This window comes from Nonomuraea sp. JJY05, assembly GCF_043496855.1.
Taxonomy (GTDB): domain Bacteria; phylum Actinomycetota; class Actinomycetes; order Streptosporangiales; family Streptosporangiaceae; genus Nonomuraea.
The window spans coordinates 84,790-107,208 of record NZ_JBIEIS010000001.1 but is presented as its reverse complement, the minus strand read 5'-3'; the positions used below and the strand labels follow the sequence as shown (position 1 = coordinate 107,208).

Annotated in this window: 20 protein-coding genes; 8 read left to right on the top strand and 12 right to left on the bottom strand. The window is 71.8% G+C overall.

Annotation, left to right across the window (positions count from 1 at the left end; all coding sequences use genetic code 11):
* Positions 1-7: 7 nt before the first annotated feature.
* From ACFKCF_RS00485 to ACFKCF_RS00470, 4 genes are read right to left on the bottom strand one after another with little or no spacing between them, the layout of a single operon-like run.
* Positions 8-871, bottom strand: coding sequence for an urease accessory protein UreF (locus ACFKCF_RS00485; protein ID WP_394489404.1), 864 nt, complete (start codon positions 869-871; stop codon positions 8-10).
* Positions 872-875: 4 nt separating this feature from the next.
* Positions 876-2,582, bottom strand: coding sequence for an urease subunit alpha (locus ACFKCF_RS00480; RefSeq protein WP_394489402.1), 1,707 nt, complete (start codon positions 2,580-2,582; stop codon positions 876-878).
* Positions 2,575-2,886: an urease subunit beta gene (locus tag ACFKCF_RS00475; protein ID WP_394489400.1), complete on the bottom strand. Its 312-nt coding sequence runs from the start codon at positions 2,884-2,886 to the stop codon at positions 2,575-2,577. Before ACFKCF_RS00475 ends, ACFKCF_RS00480 begins: the two co-directional genes overlap by 8 nt.
* Entirely contained in the window at positions 2,883-3,185 is a 303-nt protein-coding gene (locus ACFKCF_RS00470; RefSeq protein WP_080041930.1) for an urease subunit gamma, read from the bottom strand. The genes ACFKCF_RS00475 and ACFKCF_RS00470 overlap by 4 nt, the downstream gene beginning before the upstream one ends.
* A 199-nt stretch (positions 3,186-3,384) precedes the next feature.
* On the opposite strand from ACFKCF_RS00470, the gene urtA reads away from it, so the two are divergent.
* The 5 genes from urtA to urtE are packed head-to-tail and all read left to right on the top strand — an operon-like array spanning position 3,385 to position 7,854.
* Positions 3,385-4,590, top strand: coding sequence for an urea ABC transporter substrate-binding protein (gene urtA / locus ACFKCF_RS00465; RefSeq protein WP_394489398.1), 1,206 nt, complete (start codon positions 3,385-3,387; stop codon positions 4,588-4,590).
* On the top strand, positions 4,590-5,438 hold the full coding sequence (urtB, locus tag ACFKCF_RS00460) for an urea ABC transporter permease subunit UrtB (RefSeq protein WP_394489396.1): 849 nt from the start codon (positions 4,590-4,592) through the stop codon (positions 5,436-5,438). The genes urtA and urtB overlap by 1 nt, the downstream gene beginning before the upstream one ends.
* Entirely contained in the window at positions 5,435-6,454 is a 1,020-nt protein-coding gene (gene urtC, locus ACFKCF_RS00455) for an urea ABC transporter permease subunit UrtC (RefSeq protein WP_394489393.1), read from the top strand. The genes urtB and urtC overlap by 4 nt, the downstream gene beginning before the upstream one ends.
* Positions 6,438-7,187: an urea ABC transporter ATP-binding protein UrtD gene (gene urtD / locus ACFKCF_RS00450; protein WP_394489391.1), complete on the top strand. Its 750-nt coding sequence runs from the start codon at positions 6,438-6,440 to the stop codon at positions 7,185-7,187. The genes urtC and urtD overlap by 17 nt, the downstream gene beginning before the upstream one ends.
* A complete protein-coding gene (urtE, locus tag ACFKCF_RS00445) occupies positions 7,165-7,854 on the top strand; it encodes an urea ABC transporter ATP-binding subunit UrtE (protein ID WP_394489389.1) in 690 nt (229 codons plus the stop codon). The genes urtD and urtE overlap by 23 nt, the downstream gene beginning before the upstream one ends.
* Here the strand turns inward: urtE and ACFKCF_RS00440 are convergent.
* Both ACFKCF_RS00440 and ACFKCF_RS00435 read right to left on the bottom strand, forming a co-directional pair.
* The gene (locus ACFKCF_RS00440; protein ID WP_394489387.1) at positions 7,851-10,421 is read right to left on the bottom strand and encodes a BTAD domain-containing putative transcriptional regulator; all 2,571 of its coding nucleotides are present in this window, start codon (positions 10,419-10,421) and stop codon (positions 7,851-7,853) included. The genes urtE and ACFKCF_RS00440 overlap by 4 nt on opposite strands.
* 146 nt (positions 10,422-10,567) lie before the next feature.
* The gene (locus ACFKCF_RS00435; protein WP_394489385.1) at positions 10,568-11,320 is read right to left on the bottom strand and encodes a Mut7-C RNAse domain-containing protein; all 753 of its coding nucleotides are present in this window, start codon (positions 11,318-11,320) and stop codon (positions 10,568-10,570) included.
* On the opposite strand from ACFKCF_RS00435, the gene ACFKCF_RS00430 reads away from it, so the two are divergent.
* Positions 11,319-12,224 (top strand): TAXI family TRAP transporter solute-binding subunit, encoded by a 906-nt coding sequence (locus ACFKCF_RS00430; protein ID WP_394489383.1) that lies wholly within the window; start codon positions 11,319-11,321, stop codon positions 12,222-12,224. The two genes, ACFKCF_RS00435 and ACFKCF_RS00430, sit on opposite strands and share 2 nt — an antisense overlap.
* On the opposite strand, the gene ACFKCF_RS00425 is transcribed toward ACFKCF_RS00430, so the two are convergent.
* The 6 genes from ACFKCF_RS00425 to ACFKCF_RS00400 all read right to left on the bottom strand — a co-directional run bounded on the left by ACFKCF_RS00425 (position 12,215) and on the right by ACFKCF_RS00400 (position 19,216).
* Complete coding sequence (locus ACFKCF_RS00425; RefSeq protein WP_394489381.1) at positions 12,215-13,543, bottom strand: ATP-binding protein; 1,329 nt, start codon at positions 13,541-13,543, stop codon at positions 12,215-12,217. The genes ACFKCF_RS00430 and ACFKCF_RS00425 overlap by 10 nt on opposite strands.
* Positions 13,540-14,205 carry a response regulator transcription factor gene (locus ACFKCF_RS00420; RefSeq protein WP_192791128.1) on the bottom strand — a complete coding sequence of 222 codons (666 nt, stop codon included), beginning with the start codon at positions 14,203-14,205 and terminating at the stop codon, positions 13,540-13,542. Before ACFKCF_RS00420 ends, ACFKCF_RS00425 begins: the two co-directional genes overlap by 4 nt.
* Positions 14,206-14,214: 9 nt before the next feature.
* Entirely contained in the window at positions 14,215-15,528 is a 1,314-nt protein-coding gene (locus ACFKCF_RS00415; RefSeq protein ID WP_394489379.1) for an MFS transporter, read from the bottom strand.
* 138 nt (positions 15,529-15,666) lie between these two features.
* Entirely contained in the window at positions 15,667-17,919 is a 2,253-nt protein-coding gene (locus ACFKCF_RS00410) for a glycoside hydrolase family 6 protein (protein ID WP_394489377.1), read from the bottom strand.
* 34 nt (positions 17,920-17,953) lie between these two features.
* Complete coding sequence (locus ACFKCF_RS00405) at positions 17,954-18,928, bottom strand: GNAT family N-acetyltransferase (protein ID WP_394489375.1); 975 nt, start codon at positions 18,926-18,928, stop codon at positions 17,954-17,956.
* 42 nt (positions 18,929-18,970) lie between these two features.
* Positions 18,971-19,216: a DUF2630 family protein gene (locus tag ACFKCF_RS00400; RefSeq protein WP_394489373.1), complete on the bottom strand. Its 246-nt coding sequence runs from the start codon at positions 19,214-19,216 to the stop codon at positions 18,971-18,973.
* A 477-nt stretch (positions 19,217-19,693) separates the two neighbouring features.
* Between ACFKCF_RS00400 and ddaH the strand changes: the two genes are divergently transcribed.
* Positions 19,694-20,440, top strand: coding sequence for a dimethylargininase (ddaH, locus tag ACFKCF_RS00395; protein WP_394489371.1), 747 nt, complete (start codon positions 19,694-19,696; stop codon positions 20,438-20,440).
* Between the two features lie 226 nt (positions 20,441-20,666).
* Positions 20,667-22,373, top strand: coding sequence for a 2-isopropylmalate synthase (gene leuA / locus ACFKCF_RS00390; RefSeq protein ID WP_394489369.1), 1,707 nt, complete (start codon positions 20,667-20,669; stop codon positions 22,371-22,373).
* Positions 22,374-22,419 lie beyond the last annotated feature (46 nt).

Here is a 22,419-nt window from a genome sequence, read left to right as displayed (position 1 = left end):
TCCTTCCTTAGGAGACGAACAACCTGATCTCGGCGCGCGCGTGCTGCTCGGCCAGGAGGTCAAGGGCTGGGGACGAGTACGCGGGCAGCGCCCCCAACCAGGGGCGCGGGTCCGCGGCACCGCTCGCGACATCGGGGCGGCCGGCTGAGTCGACGTCCGCCACCGCGGCTGAGTCGACGTCCGCCACCGCGGTCGAGCCGACGTCCGCCACCGCGGTGGTGCGGGCGTTCGTCACGGCGAGGTGGGCTTCGGCGGCGACGGCCGCGAGGTCGGGGGCGAGGTCGGCCAGGAGCCCGTGCACGGCCACCGGGTCGAGGCCCAGGAGCCGCACCGCCGCCGTGGCCGGGCCGCTGACCGCGTGGTACGCCGCCGCCATGGCCGCCTCCTCGGCCGTGGCGCCCGCCGCGTGTGCCACCGCCCCGAGGGCGATCGGGTGATGGGGGCTCGGTACGGCTCCCGCCAGCTCCTCCAGCACCGGGGACGGCCACATCCGGCGCGCGACCCTGAGGAGGAGCCTGCCCTGCGTCCTGGACGCGTCCCGCTGGGCGGGGGAAGCGGTCCTGGCATCGACCTCGGCGTCGAGCAGCACCCACGGCGACCCGGGTCCTGGGGGCGCGGTGCCGGGTGCCGGCTCGGCGGCGGTGCTCGCGCTGGAGGGCGGCTGAGGCGGAGCGGTGGCGTGGTTGTGGGCGGCGGCCGTGAGGATGGCGGCGAGGGCGCCGGTTGTGTGCAGGCGGCCGCGCAGGAAGCGGGCCAGGGAGGGCACGTCGAAGACCGCTCCCGACGTGATGGCCTGTTCGGTGCCGCCCGAGTGGGCGTGGCCGCCGGCCGGGAGGCGGGAGTCGGCGAGGAGGAGCAGGGCGGGGTTCATGACGTCAGAAGAGGAAGTAGCGCTGGGCCATGGGAAGGCGGGCGGCGGGGGCCGGTTCGACGAGGTCGCCGTCGATGCGGACCTCGAACGTGTCCGGCGCCACCTCGATCCGGGGCATGGCGTCGTTGAGCGGCATCGAGGACTTGCCGCGCCGCCGTACGTCCGCCACCGGAGCCAGGCGGCGGCGTACGGACAGCCGGTCCGCGAGGCCGGACTCCAGGGCCGCCGGCGCGACGAAGTGGAGCGAGGTGGCGGCGGCGGTCACCGGTGAGGCGCCGAACATGGGACGGGGCAGCACCGGCTGGGGCGTCGGGATGGAGGCGTTGGCGTCGCCCATCTGCGCCCAGGCCACCACGCCGCCCTTGAGCACGAGGTCGGGCTTGACGCCGAAGAACGCCGGGTCCCAGAGGACTAGGTCGGCGAGCTTGCCGCGTTCGACGGAGCCGATCTCGCCGTCCAGCCCGTGGGCGATAGCCGGACAAATCGTATATTTCGCGATGTAGCGGCGGGCGCGTAGGTTGTCCGCGGGACCTCCGAGCGACCCCCGGCGGCCCTTCATGACGTGAGCCGTCTGCCACGTACGGATGATCGTCTCCCCGATCCGCCCCATCGCCTGCGAGTCCGAGCCGATCATCGAGATCGCCCCCAGATCGTGCAGCACGTCCTCGGCCGCCATCGTCGACGGCCTGATGCGCGACTCGGCGAACGCCAGGTCCTCCGGGATCGACGGGTTGAGGTGGTGGCACACCATGAGCATGTCGAGGTGCTCGTCCAGCGTGTTGACGGTGTGCGGCCGGGTCGGGTTGGTGGAGGAGGGCAGGATGTTGGGGTAGGCCGCGACGCGGATGATGTCGGGAGCGTGCCCGCCGCCGGCCCCCTCGGTGTGGTACGCGTGGATCATCCGATCCCCGATGGCCTTCAGCGTCGACTCCACGAACCCCGCCTCGTTCAGCGTGTCCGTGTGCAGCGTCACCTGCACGCCCGACGCGTCCGCCACGCTCAGGCAGGCGTCGATGGCGGCCGGCGTCGAGCCCCAGTCCTCGTGCAGCTTGAAGCCGGAGGCCCCGGCCTCGAGCTGCTCCGTCAGGCCGTCGGCGGAGACCGTGTTGCCCTTGCCGAGCAGCGCGAAGTTCAGCGGGTACGCGTCCAGCGACTCCAGCATCCGGCCCAGGTACCAGGTCCCGGTGACGGTCGTGGCCTTGGTGCCCTCGACGGGTCCGGTGCCGCCTCCGACGATCGTGGTGACGCCGGACGCGATCGCCTCGTCGAGGACCTGCGGGCAGATCAGGTGGACATGCGAGTCGACGCCGCCGGCGGTGAGGATCTTGCCGTTGCCCGCGAGCACCTCGGTGGACGGCCCGATGACCAGGTCGACGCCGTCCATCGTGTCGGGGTTGCCGGCCTTGCCGATGGCATAGACGCGGCCGTCGCGGATGCCGACGTCGGCCTTGACCACGCCCCAGTGGTCGAGGATCACCGCGCCGGTGATGACCAGGTCGGCCGCGCCCTGCGCCCGGGTGGTCCGCGCCTGCCCCATGGACTCGCGGATGACCTTGCCACCGCCGAACACCGCCTCGTCGCCCGGCCCGGCGGGCCCGATCGACAGGTCCTCGGTGACCTCGATGAACAGGTCGGTGTCGGCCAGCCGGATCTGGTCGCCGACCGTGGGACCGTAGAGCGCCGCGTACCGGGCGCGCGATATTTCAGTCATCGAGCGGCCCCGCCCACTCCGGCCGCAGTCCGGGCACGACCCGGTTGCCCGCCAGCGGCACGAGCGTCACGTCGCGCTCGACGCCCGGCTCGAACCTGACCGCCGTCCCAGCCGGCACGTCCAGCCGCATACCCCAGGCCGCCTTCCTGTCGAACTCCAGCCCCGGGTTGGCGGCCGCGAAGTGGTAGTGCGAGCCCACCTGCACCGGCCGGTCCGCCGTGTTCACCACCCGCAGCGTGCGGCGCTCGCGCCCGGGGTTGAGGATGTGAGCGCCCTCGGGGTGCACGTACTCGCCGGGGATCACGGGATGGGCCTGTGTACGGTGACCAGCTTCGTGCCGTCGGGGAACGTCGCCTCGATCTGCACGCTCTCCAGCATTTCCGGCACGCCTTCCATGACGTCGGCCCGGCCGAGCACCGACCGTCCGGCCTCCATCAGGTCGGCCACGGAGCGCCCGTCCCTGGCCCCCTCCATGAGGAACGACGCGATGATGGCGGTAGCCTCGGGGTGGTTCAGGCGCAGGCCCCTGGCCTGCCGCTCGCGCGCCACCCCGGCGGCGACGTGGATGAGCAGCCGTTCTTGCTCGTGTGAGGTAAGCCGCATGGCCGGACCATAGGAACCGGCGGTTTCGTGGCTGTTGCCGGGGCATGTCGTGTTGGTTTCGCGCTGCGACTCAATCCCCATATTTCGGATTAAGTGCATTTGTGAACATTCGGCAAACGCGTCTTAACGATCGCGATCCACTCGGGAAATCTCGCGGAGTCACCTTTCTCGCAGTATCGGTCGGCAGGAAGGAACGGCTGTGCGAGTCTCCCGTCCGATTGTCTGCGCCGCCTTGGTGTTAGCCCTCGCGGCCTGCGGTTCCGACGCCAAGCCCGCCGACTCCAAGGAGATCAAGGTGGGCCTCCTCCACTCCCTCAGCGGCACGATGGCGATCAGCGAGGTCACCGTCCGCGACGCCGAACTGCTGGCCATCGAAGAGATCAACAAGGCCGGCGGCGTGCTCGGCAAGCAGCTCGTCCCCGTGGTGGAGGACGGCGCCTCCGACTGGCCCACGTTCGCGGAGAAGGCCACCAAGCTGATCAGGCAGGACAAGGTCGCCACCGTCTTCGGCGGCTGGACCTCGGCCAGCAGGAAGGCCATGCTGCCGGTCTTCGAGCGGTACAAGGCCCTGCTCTGGTATCCGGTGCAGTACGAGGGGCTGGAGAGCTCGCCGTACATCTTCTACACGGGCGCGACCACCAACCAGCAGATCATCCCCGGCCTCGACTACCTGAAGGAGCAGGGCAAGAAGAAGCTGTTCCTGGTGGGCAGCGACTACGTCTTCCCGCGGACCGCCAACAAGATCATCAAGGCGTACGCGGCGGCGAACGGGATGGAGATCCTCGGCGAGGAGTACACGCCGCTCGGCCACACCGAATACTCCACGCTGGTCAACAAGGTCATGCAGGCCAAGCCGGACGCCGTCTTCAACACGTTGAACGGCGACAGCAACGTGGCCTTCTTCAAGCAGCTCAAGAGCGCCGGCTCGTCGGCCGACAGCATGCCGGTGCTGTCGGTGAGCATCGCGGAGGAGGAGGTCACCGGCATCGGCGTGGACAACATCGTGGGCCAGCCGGTCGCCTGGAACTACTACCAGACCACCGAGACCCCGGCCAACGACGCGTTCGTCAAGGCGTACAAGGCCAAGTACGGCCAGAACAAGGTCACCTCCGACCCCATGGAAGCCGGCTACAACGCGGTCTACCTGTGGGCCGAGGCCGTCAAGAAGGCGGGCGGCACCGAGGTCGAGGCGGTCAAGAAGGCCGCGCCCGGCATCGCGCTCGAACGCCCCGAGGGCCTGGTCACCATCGACGGCGAGAACCAGCACATGTACAAGACCGCCCGCATCGGCATCATCCAGCCCGACGGGCTGATCAAGCAGGTGTGGGACTCCGGCAAGCCGATCAAGCCGGACCCGTACCTCAAGGGCTACTCCTGGGCCTCCGGCCTGGCGGCGGGACAGTGATGCCGGCCTTCCTCAACCAGCTCCCCATCGGCCTGTCCATCGGGGCGGTGCTGCTGCTCATCGCGCTCGGGCTGACGTTCACGTTCGGGCAGATGGGCGTGATCAACATGGCGCACGGCGAGTTCATCATGGCGGGCGCGTACACCGCGTTCCTGCTGCAGGACCTCGTGTTCGCGCTGCCCGCGGCGTTCCTGGTGGCGGGGCTCATGGGGCTGATCCTGGAGCGGGCCGCCATCCGGCACTTCTACGGCCGCCCGCTGGACACGCTGCTGCTCACCTGGGGCGTCAGCCTGGTGCTGCAGCAGCTCGCCCGCGACCTGTTCGGCGCGCCGAACGTGCAGGTGCCCGCCCCCTCCTGGCTCGCGGGCGGGGTGGGCATCCTGCCCTACAACCGGCTGTTCATCATGGGGCTCGCGATCGCCGGCGTGGTGGCGGTCTGGCTGTACCTCAACCGCACCGCGCTCGGCCGCCGGACCCAGGCCGTCGTGCAGAACCGGCAGCTCGCCGCGACCAGCGGCATCGACACCGGCCGGGTGGACATGCTGACGTTCTTCATCGGGTCCGGGCTGGCGGGCGTGGCCGGGGTGGCGCTGACGCTGATCGGGCCCGTCGGGCCGGCGCTCGGCACGTACTACATCGTGGACGCGTTCCTCGTCGTCGTGGCGGGCGGGCTCGGGCAGCTGCGCGGCGCCGTGCTGGCCGCGATCGGGCTGGGGCTGCTGAACTCCTACGCGGAGTTCTGGTCGGACGCCTCCCTGGCGAAGGTCATCGTGTTCGCCGTGATCATCGCGTTCCTGCAGGTGCGCCCGCAGGGCATGTTCGTGCTGCGGTCGAGGGTGCTCACATGATCAAGAGAAATCTGCCGTTCGCCACCGTGGCCGTGATCGCCCTGGTGGCGGCCCCGCTGCTGCTGGAGCCGTTCCGGCTGGGACTGCTGGCGAAATACCTGTGCTACGCGATCGTCGCGCTCGGGATCGGGCTGGCCTGGGGGCAGGGCGGCATGCTCAGCCTCGGCCAGGGCGTCTTCTTCGGGCTCGGCGGCTACGCCATGGCGATGTACCTCAAGCTCACCGAGGCCGGCGGCGGGATGCCCGACTTCATGGTGTGGAGCGGGGTGGAGCGGCTGCCCGCGCTGTGGGCGCCGTTCGCCAACCCGATATTCGCCCTCGCCATGGCCGTGCTCGGACCCGTGGCGATCGCGCTGCTCCTGGGCGCGCTGGTGTTCAGGCAGCGGGTACGGGGCGCGTACTTCGCGATCCTCACCCAGGCGCTGGCCGCCGCCCTGGTCATCCTGCTCGTCGGCCAGCAGGGCCTGACCGGCGGCACCAACGGCATGACGAACTTCTTCGAGCTGTTCGGCCAGGACCTGGCCGAGGACTCCACGCAGCGGACGCTCTACATCGTGGTGGCGGTCGTCCTCGGGGTCCTCTACCTCGCCACCCGGCAGCTCGTGAACAGCCGCTACGGCCGGCTCCTCGTCGCGGTCAGGGACGGCGAGGACCGGGTGCGCTTCCTCGGCTACGACCCGGCCCTGGTCAAGACCGTCACCTTCGCCGCCTCGGCGGGCATGGCGGGGCTGGCGGGCGCGCTGTTCGTGCCGGTGGTCGGCATCATCTCGCCCGCGCTGCTCGGCGTCGTGCCCTCGCTGGAGCTGGTCGTCGCGGTCGCGGTCGGCGGGCGGCACGCGCTGGCCGGAGCGGTGCTCGGCGCGGTCGTCATGGGCTACGCCAAGACGGCGTTCAGCGAGCAGTTCGCCGACGGCTGGCTCTACCTGCAGGGCGCGCTGTTCATCCTGGTCATGACGCTCGCCCCGAAGGGGATCGTGGGCCTGCTGGGGAGGTGGCGGCGTGCTCGAACTGCGTGACGTCCAGGTCGTGTTCGACGGTTTCCGGGCGCTCGACGGCGTGGACCTGACCGTGCCCGAGGGCGAGCTGCGCTTCCTGATCGGGCCCAACGGCGCGGGCAAGACCACGCTGATCGACGTGATCACCGGGCTGACCAGGCCGGCGGCGGGCAGCGTGCGGTTCGGCGGGTACGACCTGGTCGGCAGGAAGGAGCACCAGATCGTCCGCCTGGGCGTCGGCCGCACGTTCCAGACGTCGGTCGTGTTCGAGGAGCTGACCGTGGTCGAGAACCTCGACCTCGCGGCCAGCTTCCGCAAGCCGCTCTGGTCGCTGGCCAGGCGGCGCAAGGGCGTGTCGGAGGCCGTCGAGGAGGCGCTGGCCAGGACGGGACTCGAAGATCTCGCCGAACGTTCGGCCGGTGTTCTCTCGCACGGCCAGCGCCAGTGGCTGGAGATCGGCATGCTGCTGGCGCAGCGACCCCGGCTGCTGCTCCTGGACGAGCCGGTGGCGGGCATGTCCAGCGACGAACGGGAGCGCACGGGGGAGCTGCTCACCCAGATCGCCGACGACCACACGGTGATCGTGGTGGAGCACGACATGGAGTTCCTGCGGCGGCACGCGTCGGCGGTGACCGTGCTGCACGAAGGCAGGGTGCTCGTGGAGGGGTCGGTCGACGAGGTCAGCGCCGACCCCCGCGTCCAGGAGGTCTACCTGGGGAGGAGGGCCAGCGATGCTGTCGGTGACCGGCCTTGAGTCGGGGTACGGAAGGGCTCGCGTACTGTTCGGGGTCTCGCTGGAGGTCGGGCCGGGACAGCTCGTGTGCGTCATGGGGCGCAACGGCGTCGGCAAGACCACGCTGCTCAACACCGTCATGGGCGTGCTCCCGGCGACGGCCGGCACGGTCACGTTCGACGGCCGCGACGTCACCAGGCTGAAACCGCACGAGCGGGTCAGGCTCGGCATGGGGTACGTCCCCCAGGGCCACCAGTGCTTCCCCCAGCTCTCGGTCCTGGGCAACCTGCTGGTCACCATGGAGGCCGCCAGGGTGACCAGGGAGTCCATCGACGAGGCCCTGGACGTGTTCCCCGCGCTCAAGCCGCTGCTCAAACGGAGCGCCGGCCACCTGTCGGGCGGCCAGCAGCAGCAGCTCGCCATGGCCCGCGCCCTGGTCACCAGGCCCAGGATGCTCATACTCGACGAGCCGACCGAGGGCATCCAGCCCTCGATCATCCTGGAGATCGAGGCGGCCATCGAGCGGCTGCACGCCTCTGGGCTGGCCGTGCTGCTCGTGGAGCAGTACCTGGACATCGCGCTGCGGCTGGCCGACACGTTCGTCATCCTCGACGGCGGGCACGTCGTGCGCACCGGGGCCGCCGAGGAGCTGCACCGGGAGGACGTCCGCCGCCTGCTCGCGGTCTAACCCTGGGCCAGCAGGGCGCGGGCGTTGGCGGCTCCCTGGCGGTCGCCGGTCTCCTCGAACACCTCCAGCGCCGCCCCGGCCAGCTCGCGCGCCCGCCCCGCCGCGCCCTCGGCCCGGTTGACCCTGGCCAGGGCCAGCAGGGCGTGCGCGTCCAGCAGCCGGTCGCCGAGGCGTACGGCGATGCCCCTCGCCTGCTCGGCGGCGGCCCTGGCGTCGGCCTTGGCGGCCCGCGCCAGGTGCGCCGCGGACAGGTCGAGCAGCGTGTCGGCCTGCCGGTGCCGGTCGCCCAGCTCCTCCAGGTGCCTGACGGCGGTCCGCAGGTGCTCGGCGGCCTCGTCGAGCCGCCCCGCGCGGCGCAGCACGACGCCGAGCACGTGCTCGGCGTCGGCGGCGTCCCGCTGGTTGCCGGCGCCCTCCAGGCAGGTGCGCAGGGCCCGCTCGGCGTCCTCCAGGCGCGCCTGCCCCAGGTGCACGCGGCCGAGCCGGCGCCGGGTGTGGTTCACCTCGCGGGCCCGGCCCTGCCGCAGGAACATGCCGAGCGCCAGCCGCAGCCGCTCGTGCGCGAGCTCCCACTCGCGCTCGGCCAGGTGCAGGTCGCCCTGGTCCAGCAGGATCAGCGCCTCGCCCCGGTCGTCGCCCGAGCGCCGCGCCGACTCCAGCGCCCGCGTGGCCACCGCCCGCCAGTCGTCCAGGAACCGGTGGCGCTCCAGGTAGGGAGCCAGCAGGTGCGCCAGGCGCCAGCACCCGTCGTCGAGCCCCGCCGCGTGCAGGTCGGCGACCAGGCTCGCCAGGAACGCCCGCTCGGCCGCCAGCCACTCGACCGACTCCCTGATGTCCCTGGTGGCCACGGCCGTGGCCGGATCGCCCGACACCAGTGAGAACCGCGAGGCCCGCACCCTGTCCAGCACCACTTCCGACAGCCGCTCCAGCACGCCCGGCACGGGCTGCTCGCGGGCGAAGAGCCTGGTCAGGTCGTGCAGCCGGTAGCGGACCTGGCCTGCCACGTCCACGCCGTGCGTCTCCAGCAGGCCCGCGTCCACCAGCGCCTCGGCCTGCCCGCCGAGCTGCTCGGTCACCCAGTCGGCGAAGTCGGGGGCCGACAGCGCGCCGAGCCCCCGCAGCGTCAGCCGGGCGGACTCGGGCAGCCCGTCGAAGCCGATCGCGAACACACTGCGCACCGCCTGGTCGCCCGCGTGCAGCCGGTCGAGCCGCTCGTGCTCGTCCTCCAGCAGGCCCACCAGGTAATCGGCGGTCCACTCCGGCCGGGCGGCCAGCCGGGAGCCGGCGATGCGCAGCGCGATCGGCAGGCCGCCGCAGAAGCGGGCCAGCCGGCGCATGGCGTCGTCCGCCGGCCGGCCCGAGCTGCTCACCAGCAGCTCGATCGCCTCGGCGGGGCCGAGCACGCCCACCGACAGCCGCCGCGCCCCCGTCAGGCCGCCGAGCGAGGACCGGCTGGTCACGATCGTCGGGCACGAGGTCAGCAGCGGCCGCACCTGCGCCTCGCCCGAGGCGTTGTCGAGCAGCACCAGCAGCCTGCGGTTGGCCGTGTAGGTGCGGAAGAGCCTTTCCCGCTGCTCGGGCGAGGCCGGGATCGCCTGGGCAGGACAGCCCAGCCAGCGCAGGAAGTCCTCCAGGACGGCCGACGGGGCCGTAGTCTCGCGCAGGTCGGCGTAGAGGATGCCGTCGGGGAAGCTCTCCCGCTCCCGCCAGGCCGCGTGCACCGCCAGCGCCGACTTGCCCGCGCCCGCCTGCCCGTGCACCACGACGTGGCCGCCCACCACCTCGTCGAGCAGCTCGCCCCGGCCGGTGAAGCCGGTCACGTCGGGCGGCAGCAGCACCGGCGGGCCCGCCGAGACGTGCAGCGACACGTCGTCGTACAGCATGCGGTGGTAGAGCAGCTGCAGCTCGGAGTCGGGCTCGATCGCGTGCCCGCCGTCGAGCTGGTCACGCAGCACCGCGTACGCGGCCAGGGCGTCCACGCGGCGGCCGCTGCGGTAGAGGGCCAGCATGTACTGGCCGCGGAAGCGCTGCCAGGTCGGATGCTGCCTGGTCAGCCGGCGCAGCTCGGCGAGCAATTCGCGGTGCTTGCCGGCGTCCAGGTCGGCCTGCACCCTGCGCTCCAGCGCCAGTAACCGCAGCTCCTCCAGCTCCTCGCGCAGCCGGCGCGTCTCGACCCACCGCTCGCCCTCGGGGTCGACGTCCTCCAGGACCTCGCCCCGCCACAGGCCCAGGGCCTCCTCGTAGGCCCCCTTGCCCACCAGCAGCCGGAACCGGTCGACGTCGAGCTGCCCGTCACCCAGGGCCAGCACGTACGAGCCCGCCACGGTGGCGATCACGTCTTTCCCGACGAGCTGGCGGAGCTGGCCGACGTAGCCGCGTACCAGCGAGTCGGAGCGGTCGCCGTCCTCGCGCGGCCACAGCAGCCTGCGCAGCCGCTCGACCTTGAGCGGGCGCCCGGCGTTCAGCAGGAACATCGCCAACAGGTCGCGGTGCTTCGGCACGGTGGGAGTGCGGTCCTGCCCGTCGCCGTCGAGCACTTCGAGCGGCCCCATGATGCGAAATTCCACGCGACCTTCCTTGGAGGAGGAGACGTCGATCAGAATGGCACAACTGATGGCTGTTCTCACTCCCGGCGGCCCGGTGTAGCCGCCGCGCCCCCGAAGCCCCTACGCCTTCCCGCTCGGCCCGGCATCGGGCCCTTCGCCCTCTGCCCCTAGGCGGTCCAGGCGCGGGCCGACCTGACGATCTCCTCCAGGTGGTCGCTGTGCGCGCCGCGCCAGTAGACCTGGCCGCACTCGCCGCACCGCCCGTACGCGTCGTAGTTACGCTCCGTGCCCGCCTCCAGCAACGGGGCGATCTCCTGCTTGGCGACCGGCCGCAGCTCGCCGTTGCACGCCGTGCACCGCGTCCAGGGGCGCAGCGGCGGGGTGAAGCGTTCGAGCAGGTCGCGGAGCTGGTCGGCGGGGCGGGAGCCGCGTACGTACGCGCCCAGCCACAGCGCGCGGCGGCGCAGCAGGCCGCGGTCCTGTGTGAGCAGCACCCGGTGCTCCTCGTTGGCCTGCACCACCAGCGAGGGGTCGTCCATGTCGTTGTGGTAGGCCGTGTCGATGCCGAGCAGCCGCAGCCGCCGCGCCAGCGTGCCCAGGTGCACGTCCAGCAGGAACCGCGGCTCCTCCGGCAGCGGCTGGGGGCGGGGCACCGGGTGGACCTCCACCACGTCGCCGGCCGCGAGCTGGTACGACGGCGGCACCCCGCGGCCGTCGGCGACCATCGGCCCCACCTCGGTCAGCGGGATGCCGAGCGACTCGACGTGGTGGCCCAGCGTCGAGGTGTCGTCCAGCGTCACCCGCTGCCACTCCTGGCGCCGGCTCACCGGCAGGAACATCGTCAGCTCTGAGGCGATGAATAGGCGTGCGTCCCGTTCGCTCACATGTCCATTCTGGTGGACCGGATAACGTGATTTCATGCCGATATCTCGCCGCGCTTTCCTCGGGCTCGCCGCGCTGGCGGCCGGGTGCTCGGCCGACGACGGCGAGCGGACCGAGTTGCGTTTGGCGACCGGCGTGACCGGCGGGATCTACGAGCAACTGGGCGACGGGCTCGCGCGGGAGTTGCGGCGGGACGGGCTCACGGTGCGGGTGATGAAGACCGCGGCCAGTGTGCAGAACCTGACGATGATGACCGACGGGCGGGCCGACGTGGCGTTCGCCCTGGCCGACAGCGCCGACGACGCCGTCAGGGTGCGGCACCAGCCGGTCTCCGCGCTGGCCAGGGTGTACATGAACTACGTCCACCTGGTGGTGCGGCGGGGCTCCGGCATCGCGGCGGTCAAGGACCTGGCGGGGCGGGCGGTCTCCATCGGGCTGGAGGGCTCGGGCACCGCGGTGACCGCCACCCGCGTGCTGGCCGTGGCCGAGCTCGCCAAACCCGCCCAGGTCAGCAGGCTGGGCCTGGACGAGTCGGTCAAGGCGTTGCGGGACGGCGGGATCGAGGCGTTCTTCTGGTCGGGAGGGGTGCCCACGCCGGTCCTGGCCGCGCTGGGGGACATCGAGCTCGTGCCGCTGGAGCCGCTGGTGACGGTCCTGCGCCGCCGGTTCGGCCCGCTCTACGAGCACGGGCTGGTGCCCGCCGGCGTGTACGGCAGCGGCCGGCCGGTGCCGACCATCGGCACGCCCAGCTACCTGATGTGCCGGACCACGCTCCCGGACGATCTGGCGTACTCGATCACCGAGACCCTCTTCGGCGCCCGCGACCGCCTCCAGGCCCCGTCGGCGCCGGGCGGGCGGCTCGACATGCGCTACGCCATCGGCACCGGCGTCGTCCCGCTCCACCCGGGCGCCGCCCGCTATTACCGCTCCGCCTACGGCTGAGCCTTCAGGCGCAGCTCCACGACCAGACCGTGCGGTACGGCGGGCAGCAGCGCCAGCGTGGCCCCGCACGCCCTGGCCAGCTCGGCGGCGATGGCCAGGCCCAGGCCGCTGCCCGGCACGTTCGCGTGGGCCCCGGACCGCCAGAACCGCCCCAGCGCCTCCGCGCGCTCCTCCTCGCCGAGCCCGGGCCCGTCGTCCGCGATCCGCAGCACGCCGTCCTCCAGGGTGACCGTGACGGTGCCGCCCTCGGGCACGAACTTCTGGGCGTTGTCGAGCGCGATGTCCGCGACCCTGGCCGCCGCCTCGGGCACGACCGACATTTCCGAAATTTCGGTTTCGAGGTGGATGCCTTTGGCCGCGTACACCTCCCGCCACGTCCCCAGCCGGGGCGCCAGCGGGATCTCCTTGCCCTCGACGCCCGCGCCCGCCTCCACCTTCGCCAGCGCCAGCAGGTCCTCCACCAGCAGCGCCAGCCGGTCCAGCTCCGCCATCGCCTCCTCGAACTCGGCCGTGCCCTCTCCCCGCAGATGCGGCTCCAGGTTCTCCAGCCGCAGCCCGAGCACCGTCAGCGGGGTGCGCAGCTCGTGGGAGGCGTCCGCCACGAACGCCCGCTGCCGCTCCATCGCGCTGGAGACCGCGTCGGCCATGGCGTTGAAGCGCTCCTCCAGCCGCCGCAGCTCGGAGGGGCCGGCGCCGGGATGCGCCCGCGCGTCGAGCCTGCCCTGCGCGATGGCCCGCGTGGTGCGGTCGAGCTCGGTGACGGGCCGCAGGATCCAGCGGGCCAGCCGCCTGGCCGCCAGCGCCGAGTAGCCCAAGGCCACCAGCGCGCCGACCAGCAGCGCGCCCCACACCAGCGACACGTCCTGCCTGGCCCGGTCGGTGGGGGCCTCCAGCAGCACCACGCCGGACAGCTGCGCGTCCCGGCCCGCCGGCTCGGCCAGCAGCACCGTGGCCGGTCCGAACGGGCTGATCGTGGGCAGCTCCTCCGTCGTGCGGCCGGACAGCGCCAGGCGGGTGGCCTCCCGGTCGTCGGCGTCGAAGCGGCCCGCGGTGGTCAGGACGGAGCCGTCGCGGTCGCGTACGCGTACCGCCGCCCCGTAGAGCTCGGCGTAGCGGTCGATCTCGGCGATCAGCCCGGAGCGGTCGTCCTCCCTGGCCGCCTGGTCGGCCAGCTCCGCGAAGCGGGTGGCGTCGGCGCGGCGGTCGAGGAGCAGGCGGTTCGTACGGTGGGAGGCGTAGGCGAGACCCAGCGGCACGGCCAGCGCCGCGATCAGGAAGACGATCAGCGTGGTGAACGTGACCACCAGCCGGGAGTTCACGCCGTCGAGCCCAGCCGGTAGCCGGTGCCGCGCAGCGTCTCCACCAGCCCCGGGCGGCCGGTCTTGGAGCGCAGGTTGGCCACGTGCACGTCGAGCGAGCGCGACGCCGACAGCAGCGGGTCGCCCCAGACCTCGTCGAGGATCTCCTCCCGGCCGCGCACCACGCCCGGCTCGCGCGCCAGCATCGCCAGCACGTCGAACTCCCGCCTCGTCAGCGTCACCGGCTCGCCGGCCACCGTGACCTGCCTGGACTCCAGATCGATGCGGACGTCGCCGACGCTCACCACGTCGTCGCGGGCCGGCATCGGCCTGGTGCCGCGCCGCACCACGGCCTCCATGCGGGCCATCAGCTCCACCGTGCGGAACGGCTTGACCAGGTAGTCGTCGGCCCCGGACCGCAGCCCGCGCAGCACCTCGCGCTCCTCCGTGCGGGCCGTGACCACGATGAGGGGCACCGCCGAGACCCGGCGCAGGCGGCGCAGCACGTCGAGGCCGTCCATGTCGGGCAGGCCCAGGTCGAGCAGGACGAAATCGACGCCCCCCGCCAGGCGGAGGGCGTCGACGGCCAGCCCGGCACGGGTGACCTGATGGCCGTGCCGGGCGAGGGCCGTGGTGAGCGCGGACGCGAGCCGATCGTCGTCCTCGACCAGGAGAACGCGCATGTGCCCAGGTTAGACGCGGGCCGCGACCACGTCCTCCGAGGCCTGCTCGGCGCGGGAGAGGGCGACGTCCCTGGTCTCGCGCATGGTGAGGTAGACCACGAGCGACACGGCGGCGCACGCGGAGACGTACCAGAAGTAGCCGGACTCGATCTTGTTGTTCTTGAACCACAGCGCCACGTACTCGGCGGTGCCGCCGAACAGGGCGTTCGCGATGGCGTAGGGGAGGGCGACGCCGAGCGCGCGCACGTTCGTCGGGAACAGCTCGGCCTTCACCACCGCGTTGATCGAGGTGTAGCCGGTGACGATGACCAGGCCGATCAGCGAGAGCACGAGCCCGCCGCCGAACCCCGTGACCCCGCCGAGCGCCGTCATCAGCGGCACCGTGCCCAGCATCGACCCGATCCCGAACGTGATCAGCAGCGGCCGCCGCCCGATCCGGTCCGACAGCCCGCCGGCCAGCGGCTGCAGGCACATGAAGATGAACAGCGCGCAGAAGCTCACCAGCGTGGCCGTCTCCTTGGGCAGGCCGGCGGTGATGGCGAGGTACTTGGTGAGGTAGGTGGTGTAGGTGTAGTACGCGACCGTGCCGCCCATGGTCAGGGCGATGACCAGCAGCGCTTCCTTCTTGTGGGCGAGCAGCTGCTTGATCGTGCCGCGGCTCTGGTGCTCGACGTCGCGCTCCTCCTCGTCGTACGCCTCCGTCTCCAGGAGGTTGCGGCGCAGGTAGAACACGACCGCGGCGCCCAGCGCGCCGATCACGAACGGGATGCGCCAGCCGTAGGAGTTGAGGGCCTCCGTGGACATCGTGTTCTGCAGGATGATCTGCAGGCCGAGGCCGACGAGCTGGCCGGCGGTCATGGAGACGTACTGGAAGCTGGAGGCGAAGCCGCGGCGGCCGCGCGGAGTGGCCTCGGTGAGGTACGTGGCGCTGGCCGCGTACTCGCCGCCGACCGACAGCCCCTGCAGGAGGCGCGCCACCACCAGCACCACGGCGCCGAAGTAGCCGACCGTCTCGTACGTCGGCGCGATGGCGATCAGCAGGGCGCTGGCCGACATCAGGGTGACGGTGAGTGTGAGCGCCGCCTTGCGGCCCTTCCTGTCGGCGTAGCGGCCGAGCAGCCAGCCGCCGAGCGGGCGCATGAAGAAGCCGACGGCGAAGATGGCCGCCGTGTTGAGCAACTTCGCCGTGTTGTCGCCCTCGGGGAAGAAGGACGCGGCGAAATAGACGGCGAAGCTGGTGTAGACGAACCAGTCGTACCACTCGACCAGATTGCCGACGGAGCCGCCGATCACTGCCTTCCAGGGCACGCGTGCCTTGCTCACGGAGACCTCCTGTGGTGGAGCCTGGGGGGAGTAGGTGCAGGCCAGAGCCTCTCCGCAGAAGGATGTTCGGACAAGGGCAGGCGGCCGAGATCTAACGTCCGCTTAACATGGGCGCAATCTCGGGCCCGTTCCGGCCCATCACAATGGCGGGTTGGCCTTCTTCGCCCTCTCCAGCGCCAGATCCGGCCACCACAGACCGGCCTCCGGGGACACGACGCCGCGCTCGGGGTCCTTCTCCCCGCCCTCCCCTCGCCTGCACCGGCCGCCGGACGAGCCCGCCCGCGCGATCCACAGGTAGGCGTCCACCAGTTCCTCACCCGTGTCGGTCGTGGGCCGGTAACCGGCGCCCCGGCCCGGCGGGTTGCACCACGTCTGCGGGTCGGGGTACTTCTTCGTCGGGCGCCACGAGCCCTGGCCGTTCCTGGCGGTGTCGACCACGAAGTGGGGCATCGTCGCCGGGTCGACCTTCGCGTCCGTGGGGCAGTCCTTGGCGCCCGTGGCCCGCTGGACGCTGATGCAGGCCGACAGCGCCTTGCCGTACGCGACGCTCTTCTCCGTGGGCTGGAAGGCCGCCGTGTTGAGGAAGAAGCCGTCCGCCCGGTCGATGCCCGCCCTGATCAGCCGCTCGGCCATGAGCGCGGTGCCCGGGTAGAGGTCCTGGCTGCCGTCGAGGTAGACGGCCGTGTTCGGGTTGGCCTTGAGGGTCTGGACGGCCTGGCTTAGGTCCTTGTAGCGCTGCTCCACCGAGCCCTGCGGGTCGCATTCCTTGACGCCGGGGACCTTGACCGTGGCGCCCGGTTCGAGGATCACCGCCGCCTTGGCCTGGCCTATCGTGCTCGCTATGCCCTTGATCCATTCCTGGTACGCCGCCAGTTCGGCGGCGGTCGCCGGGCGGCACTCGCTGCCCGGCAGGGAGTTGATCAGGAACACCGGGACTCCGCCTTCCTGCCGGGCCCCGGTGACGGTGTCGTCGACCTTCTGCCTGACCTCGGGCTCGTTGAGGCGGACGGCGTGGGGGACGGCGGCCAGCTTGCTCATGAGCGCGGCGTCCTGAGGGCGGTCCTTCTTCCACTCCTCGGCCTGGCGGCCGGCGGCCGGCTCCGGCGGGGAGTAGAACGTGATCTTGCCTGGGGCTCTGAGCGGGTTCTGGGGCTTGGCCTGCGTGTTCGGGTGGGTGGCTTGGGCCGTGGTCGTCAGGGCGGGGGTGCGGGCGCTCGACGAGGTGCCCAGGATGCGCCAGGCGACGGCCACGGACGCGCCTCCCACGGCCACGGCGACGGCCGCCGCCGCGGCGACCACCCTCCTCCGGTTGCCCGCCGCCTCGGGGCTGCGGGGTGAGAGGCTGCCGGACGGCGCCATCGCGGCGCCGGGCGGTCGCGGGCCGTCAGACGGCGCGGTCGTCACGTCGGCGCGCGCCGGGGGACCGGTCGTGCCGTGAGCTGGGTGGCCGGTTGTGCCGTGAGCTGGGTGATCGGTTGTGCCGTGCGCTGGGTGGCCGGTCGGGTCCGTGCCGCCCGTCGGCGCCGCGGGGGTGCCCGCGTCCGTCCCCGTGCCGGGCCTCGGCAGCGGAGTGCCGCCTGCGGCCACGCCAGGGTCCGCCGTGCTCAGGCGGTCCATCAGGTCCTGGGCCGTCGGGCGTTCGCGCGGGTTCTTCGTCAGCGAGGCGAGCACCAGGTCGCGCAGCGGGCCCGAGAGGCCGTCCAGCTCCGGGGCCTCGTTGAGGATGCGCAGGAGGATCGTGGGGACGGAGCCCGAGCCGAACGGCGGTTTGCCGCTTGCGGCGTAGGCGACCGTGCAACCCCACGAGAAGATGTCCGAGGCCGGGCCGATGGTGGAGCCCGACACCTGTTCGGGCGACATGTACGACGGCGTCCCCACGATCGCGCTGCTCACCTCCGCGTCCATGAGCTGCGCGATGCCGAAGTCGATGACCTTGGGCCCCACCTGGGAGAGCAGCACGTTCGACGGCTTGAGATCGCGGTGCACCACCCCCGCCCCGTGGATGGCGCGCAGGGCCATGGCCATCGCGGCGGCCAGGCCGTCCAGCGCCGAGCCCTTCAGCGGCCCCGACTCGCGGACGGCGTCCCCCAGGCTGGGGCCCTCGACGTACTCGGTGACCAGGTACGCCACGTCCCCCTCGACATCGGCGTCGAGGACGGGGGCGGTGCAGAAGCGGGCGACCCGCTTGGCGGCGGCCACCTCGCGGGCGAAGCGGCGCCTGAAGTCCGCGTGCGCGTCCATCCTGGCATGGATGAGCTTGACCGCCACCCGCGTGCCGTCCGGTGCCTGGCCCAGGTAGACGACGCCCATGCCGCCCTCGCCCAGCCGAACCAGGAGCGTGTACGGCCCCACCTGGCGCGGATCCCCGTCCCTCAACGCCTCCAAGGTCATAAAGGGTCAGGTTAGCCTCCCGTGTCCGAACGGCCTACAGCTCCAGTCGCCACTCGTTCCATTCGTCGAGGAGCTCGAAACCCATGGCCTCGTTGATGGCCAGCATGTGGGCGTTGGACGTGGCGTTCCAGGTGATGATCCGCTCCAGGTGGGGCTCGTGCTCGCGGAGCCAGAGCAGGTTGCTGAGCTTGAGCAGGAGCCCCAGGCGGTGGCCCCGGTGCCCGGCGAGCACGGTCGTGTCCGCCTGGCGCCCCCAGCCGTTGGAGCGGTCGGCGACGAGGTAGACGCGCGTGTATCCGGCCGGGGCCCCGTCTGAGTCGCGGCGGGCGATCATCGAATAGCTGGTGAGGCCGCGGTCCTCGATGCCGTCCTCGCGGTCGCGGATGCGGCCGGTGCTGAAGTCGAAGTCCTCGATGCCGGCGTCGCGCGGGGCGTCGTTCATGCCGTTCATCAGGGTCGAGAGGTCGGGGATCAGGGCAGGGTCGGCCGGGCCGGTCCAGCGTTCGAGACGGTAGCCCTCGACGGTGGGAAGCATGCGTTCCAGGGCATCCCAGTCGGCCTTGCGGAGATCCAGCACGCGGCGGGCCTCGGCGACCGCGACCGTCATGCCGTGGGCGAGCGCGAAGCGGGCGCCCACGCCGGTGGTCGGCGTCTCCGTGAGCAGCAGGGTTCGGCCGTGGTGGCGCAGCCTCTCCAGCGCGTGCTCGAACAGCGCCGAGCCCAGCCCCCGGCCGCGCCGCTCGGGGCGCACGACGAGGGGGAAGAGCCAGCCCATGTGCGTGTTGTCGAGCTGGGAGAGCGACAGGCCGTAGCCGCCGACGACCTCACCGTCCTCGACGACGGCCCACAGCTCGGCCCGGTCGCCCGGCGAGTGCCTGGCGATGTCGTGGCGGAAGTGGGCGAGCGACATCAGAGGGCCCGGATCGTCGAAGTAGGCCGCCGTGTACGCCCCGTGCAGGCCCGTGACCAGGTCGCCCGGCCGGTCGAGGTCGATGGGCTGGATCCACATGTGCCCAGCAAATCGCACGGACGACGGCCGGGGCGAGCGAATTTACTGGCGGTAGTTCTCCACCTCGTTGGCGGGGCGGGCGGCGGCGTTGTCGGGGTCCTCGCCCGCGCTCCGCCTGGCCCGGCGCTGCCTGAGCAGGTCCCAGCACTGGTCGAGCGCCGTCTCCAGCTGGTTGATGCGCTCCTGCTCCTCGTCCGTGGTCACCTCGCCTTGGGTCAGCCTGTTGCGCAGCTCGTGCTCCTCGTCTACCAGAGCACTGATCCTGGTGAGAATTTCGTCGTCCCGCATGCCTGAACTCTAGTCACCGTCACCACCCTCCGCCCCGGGGCCCGTCCCCCGCCGCACTTCGGCTGAGGTCCTCAGGGGGAGGGGGCACACCTCCGATGGCGGAAGTCCGGCGGCGGAGGTGCGGTGGCGGCGGGGAGGGTCGGGCCGAGGTGCGGTGGCGGGAGCCCGTTGGTCGGGGGTGCGGGGGAGGTCCGGCGGCGAGGGTCGCGGCGGAGGTGCGGTGGCGGCAGGGTGCGGTGGCGGCGGTCCGTTGGTTGGGGTGCGGTGGCGGGGGATCGTTGGTGGGAGCGCGGGGGGCGGAGGTCCGGTGGCGCAGCGCTGGGGTGCCGGCGGCGCGCTGGGCGCGGGAGCGGTTCGGTGGGGTGCTGGGTGGCGCGGTGGAGCGGGGCGGCGGCGGTGGAGTGGGTGGGGCCGAGGGTTTGGGGAGGGGGTGGGGTGTGGAGCGGAGGGGGTGGTGGTGCGTGATAGAACACGGCCATGCCCGGCCTTGCGCTCGTCAGGAAACCCGGCCCCCGGATCGCCGAGGGCATCGTCACCCATATCCAACGTGAGCCGGTGGACCCGGAACGGGCGCGCCACCAGCACGACGCCTACGTGGGCGCGCTGGCCGCCGCAGGGTGGCGGGTGACGTACGCGCCCGATGCCGACGAGTTGCCCGACGCGCCGTTCGTGGAGGACGCGGTGGTGGTGTCGGGGCGGCTCGCCGTACTGACCTGGCCGGGGGCGCCGGAGCGGCGGCCCGAGGTGGAGTCGGTGGCCGCGGCCGTGCGGGAGCTGGGGATCAAGGCGGTCAGGATCGTGCCGCCCGGCACGCTCGACGGGGGCGACGTGCTGCAGGTCGGGCCCACCGTGTACGTCGGGAGGTCGGCGCGCACCAACGACGAGGGGATCGCGCAGCTCACGGGCCTGCTGCCGGAGCGCGAGGTCGTGCCCGTGGACATGACCGGCGTGCTGCACCTGAAGTCGGCGGTGACCGCGCTGCCCGACGGGACGCTCATCGGTGACCCGCGCCACGTGGACCTGCCGGGGCTGCTCGCGCCGCCGGAGGAGTCGGGGGCGCACGTGGTGCTGCTGGGCGGGGACCACGTGCTGATGGCCGCCTCGGCGCCCCAGACCGCCGCAATGCTCGAAAAACGCGGATTTATCGTGACGAAGGTAGATATTTCGGAGTTCGAGCGGCTGGAAGGATGCGTGACCTGTCTCAGCGTCCTCGTCCCGGACTGACGAAGAGTCGCCGCCTTGTCCTCGTCCCGGACTGACGAAGACTCGCCGCCTTCTCAGGATCTGAGATCCGGGGCAGTGCATCGCGAGACGTCTGGTAACGTGCATGGCATGCTGCGCGGACTGCTTCTTAGCTGCCGCGGCGGGGGCCACTGAGGCCGGCTCCCTCGCCGCGGAGCCCGTCATGCGCGTCGGCCGCTTTCTTTCGACCGACGAGGAGCCAGCAGACATGAGCACTCAGCAGCCCAGCCCCATGCCGATCCATCGTTATCAGGCGTTCGAGCCCATCCGCCTGACCGACCGCACCTGGCCCGACAAGGTCATCACCAAGGCGCCCCGCTGGTGCGCGGTGGACCTGCGGGACGGCAACCAGGCCCTGATCGACCCGATGGACTCCCATCGCAAGCTGCAGATGTTCGAGCTGCTGGTACGCATGGGCTACAAGGAGATCGAGGTCGGCTTCCCGGCCGCCTCGCAGACCGACTTCGACTTCATCCGCCAGATCATCGAAGAGGACCGCATCCCCGAGGACGTGGTCATCCAGGTGCTGACCCAGGCCAGGCCGGAGCTGATCGAGCGCACCTTCGAGGCGATCGAGGGCGCCAAGCAGGCCATCGTCCACCTGTACAACTCGACCTCCACCCTCCAGCGCCGCGTCGTGTTCGGCCTGGACAAGGACGGCATCACCGCCATCGCCGTCGAGGGCGCCAAGCTGGTCAAGAAGCTCGCCGACGCGAGCGACGTCGACGTCTACTTCCAGTACTCTCCCGAGTCGTTCACCGGCACCGAGCTCGAATACGCCGTCGAGGTGTGCGACGCCGTCAACGACGTGTGGCAGCCCACCCCCGACCGCAAGGTCATCGTCAACCTGCCGGCCACGGTCGAGATGGCCACCCCCAACATCTACGCCGACCAGATCGAGTGGATGCACCGCAACCTCAAGCACCGCGACTCGATCGTCCTGTCGCTGCACCCGCACAACGACCGCGGCAGCGCCGTGGCCGCCGCCGAGCTGGGCTACATGGCGGGCGCCGACCGCATCGAGGGCTGCCTGTTCGGCAACGGCGAGCGCACCGGCAACGTCTGCCTGGTCACCCTGGGCATGAACCTGTTCTCCCAGGGCGTCGACCCCGAGATCGACTTCAGTGACATCGACGAGATCCGTCGCATCACCGAATACTGCAACCAGCTGCCCGTGCACCCGCGCCACCCGTGGGGCGGCGAGCTGGTCTACACCGCCTTCTCCGGCTCCCACCAGGACGCCATCAAGAAGGGCTTCGAGCACCTCGAGCGCGACGCGGCCGCGGCGGGCGTGCCGGTCGACCAGTTCACCTGGGCGGTGCCGTACCTGCCGATCGACCCCAAGGACATCGGCCGCTCCTACGAGGCCGTCATCCGCGTCAACAGCCAGTCGGGCAAGGGCGGCGTCGCCTACATCATGAAGGCCGACCACCAGCTCGACCTGCCGCGCCGGCTGCAGATCGAGTTCTCCAAGGTGGTGCAGGCCCGCACCGACAGCGAGGGCGGCGAGATCAGCCCCACCGCGATGTACGAGATCTTCCGCGACGAATACCTGCCCAACCCGGCCAACCGCTGGGGCCGCCTCAGCCTGATGGCCCACCGCCACGAGTCCACGGTGGACGACAAGGACCGCATCGGCGCCGACGTCCGGATCGACGGGGAGATCCGCGAGATCGCGGGCACGGGCAACGGCCCGATCTCGGCCTTCACCGACGCCCTGGCGGGGGTCGGCATCCAGGTGCGCGTGCTCGACTACGTGGAGCACGCGATGAGCGCCGGCTCCGACGCCAAGGCCGCCTCCTACCTGGAGTGCGAGGTCGACGGCCAGGTGCTGTGGGGCGTCGGCGTCGACGCCAACACCACGACGGCCTCGCTCAAGGCCATCATCTCCGCGGTCAACCGCGCCTCGCGCTGACCGCACCCGCCCGCTTCACTCGGCCCGGCCGTCCAAGGGGCTGTCC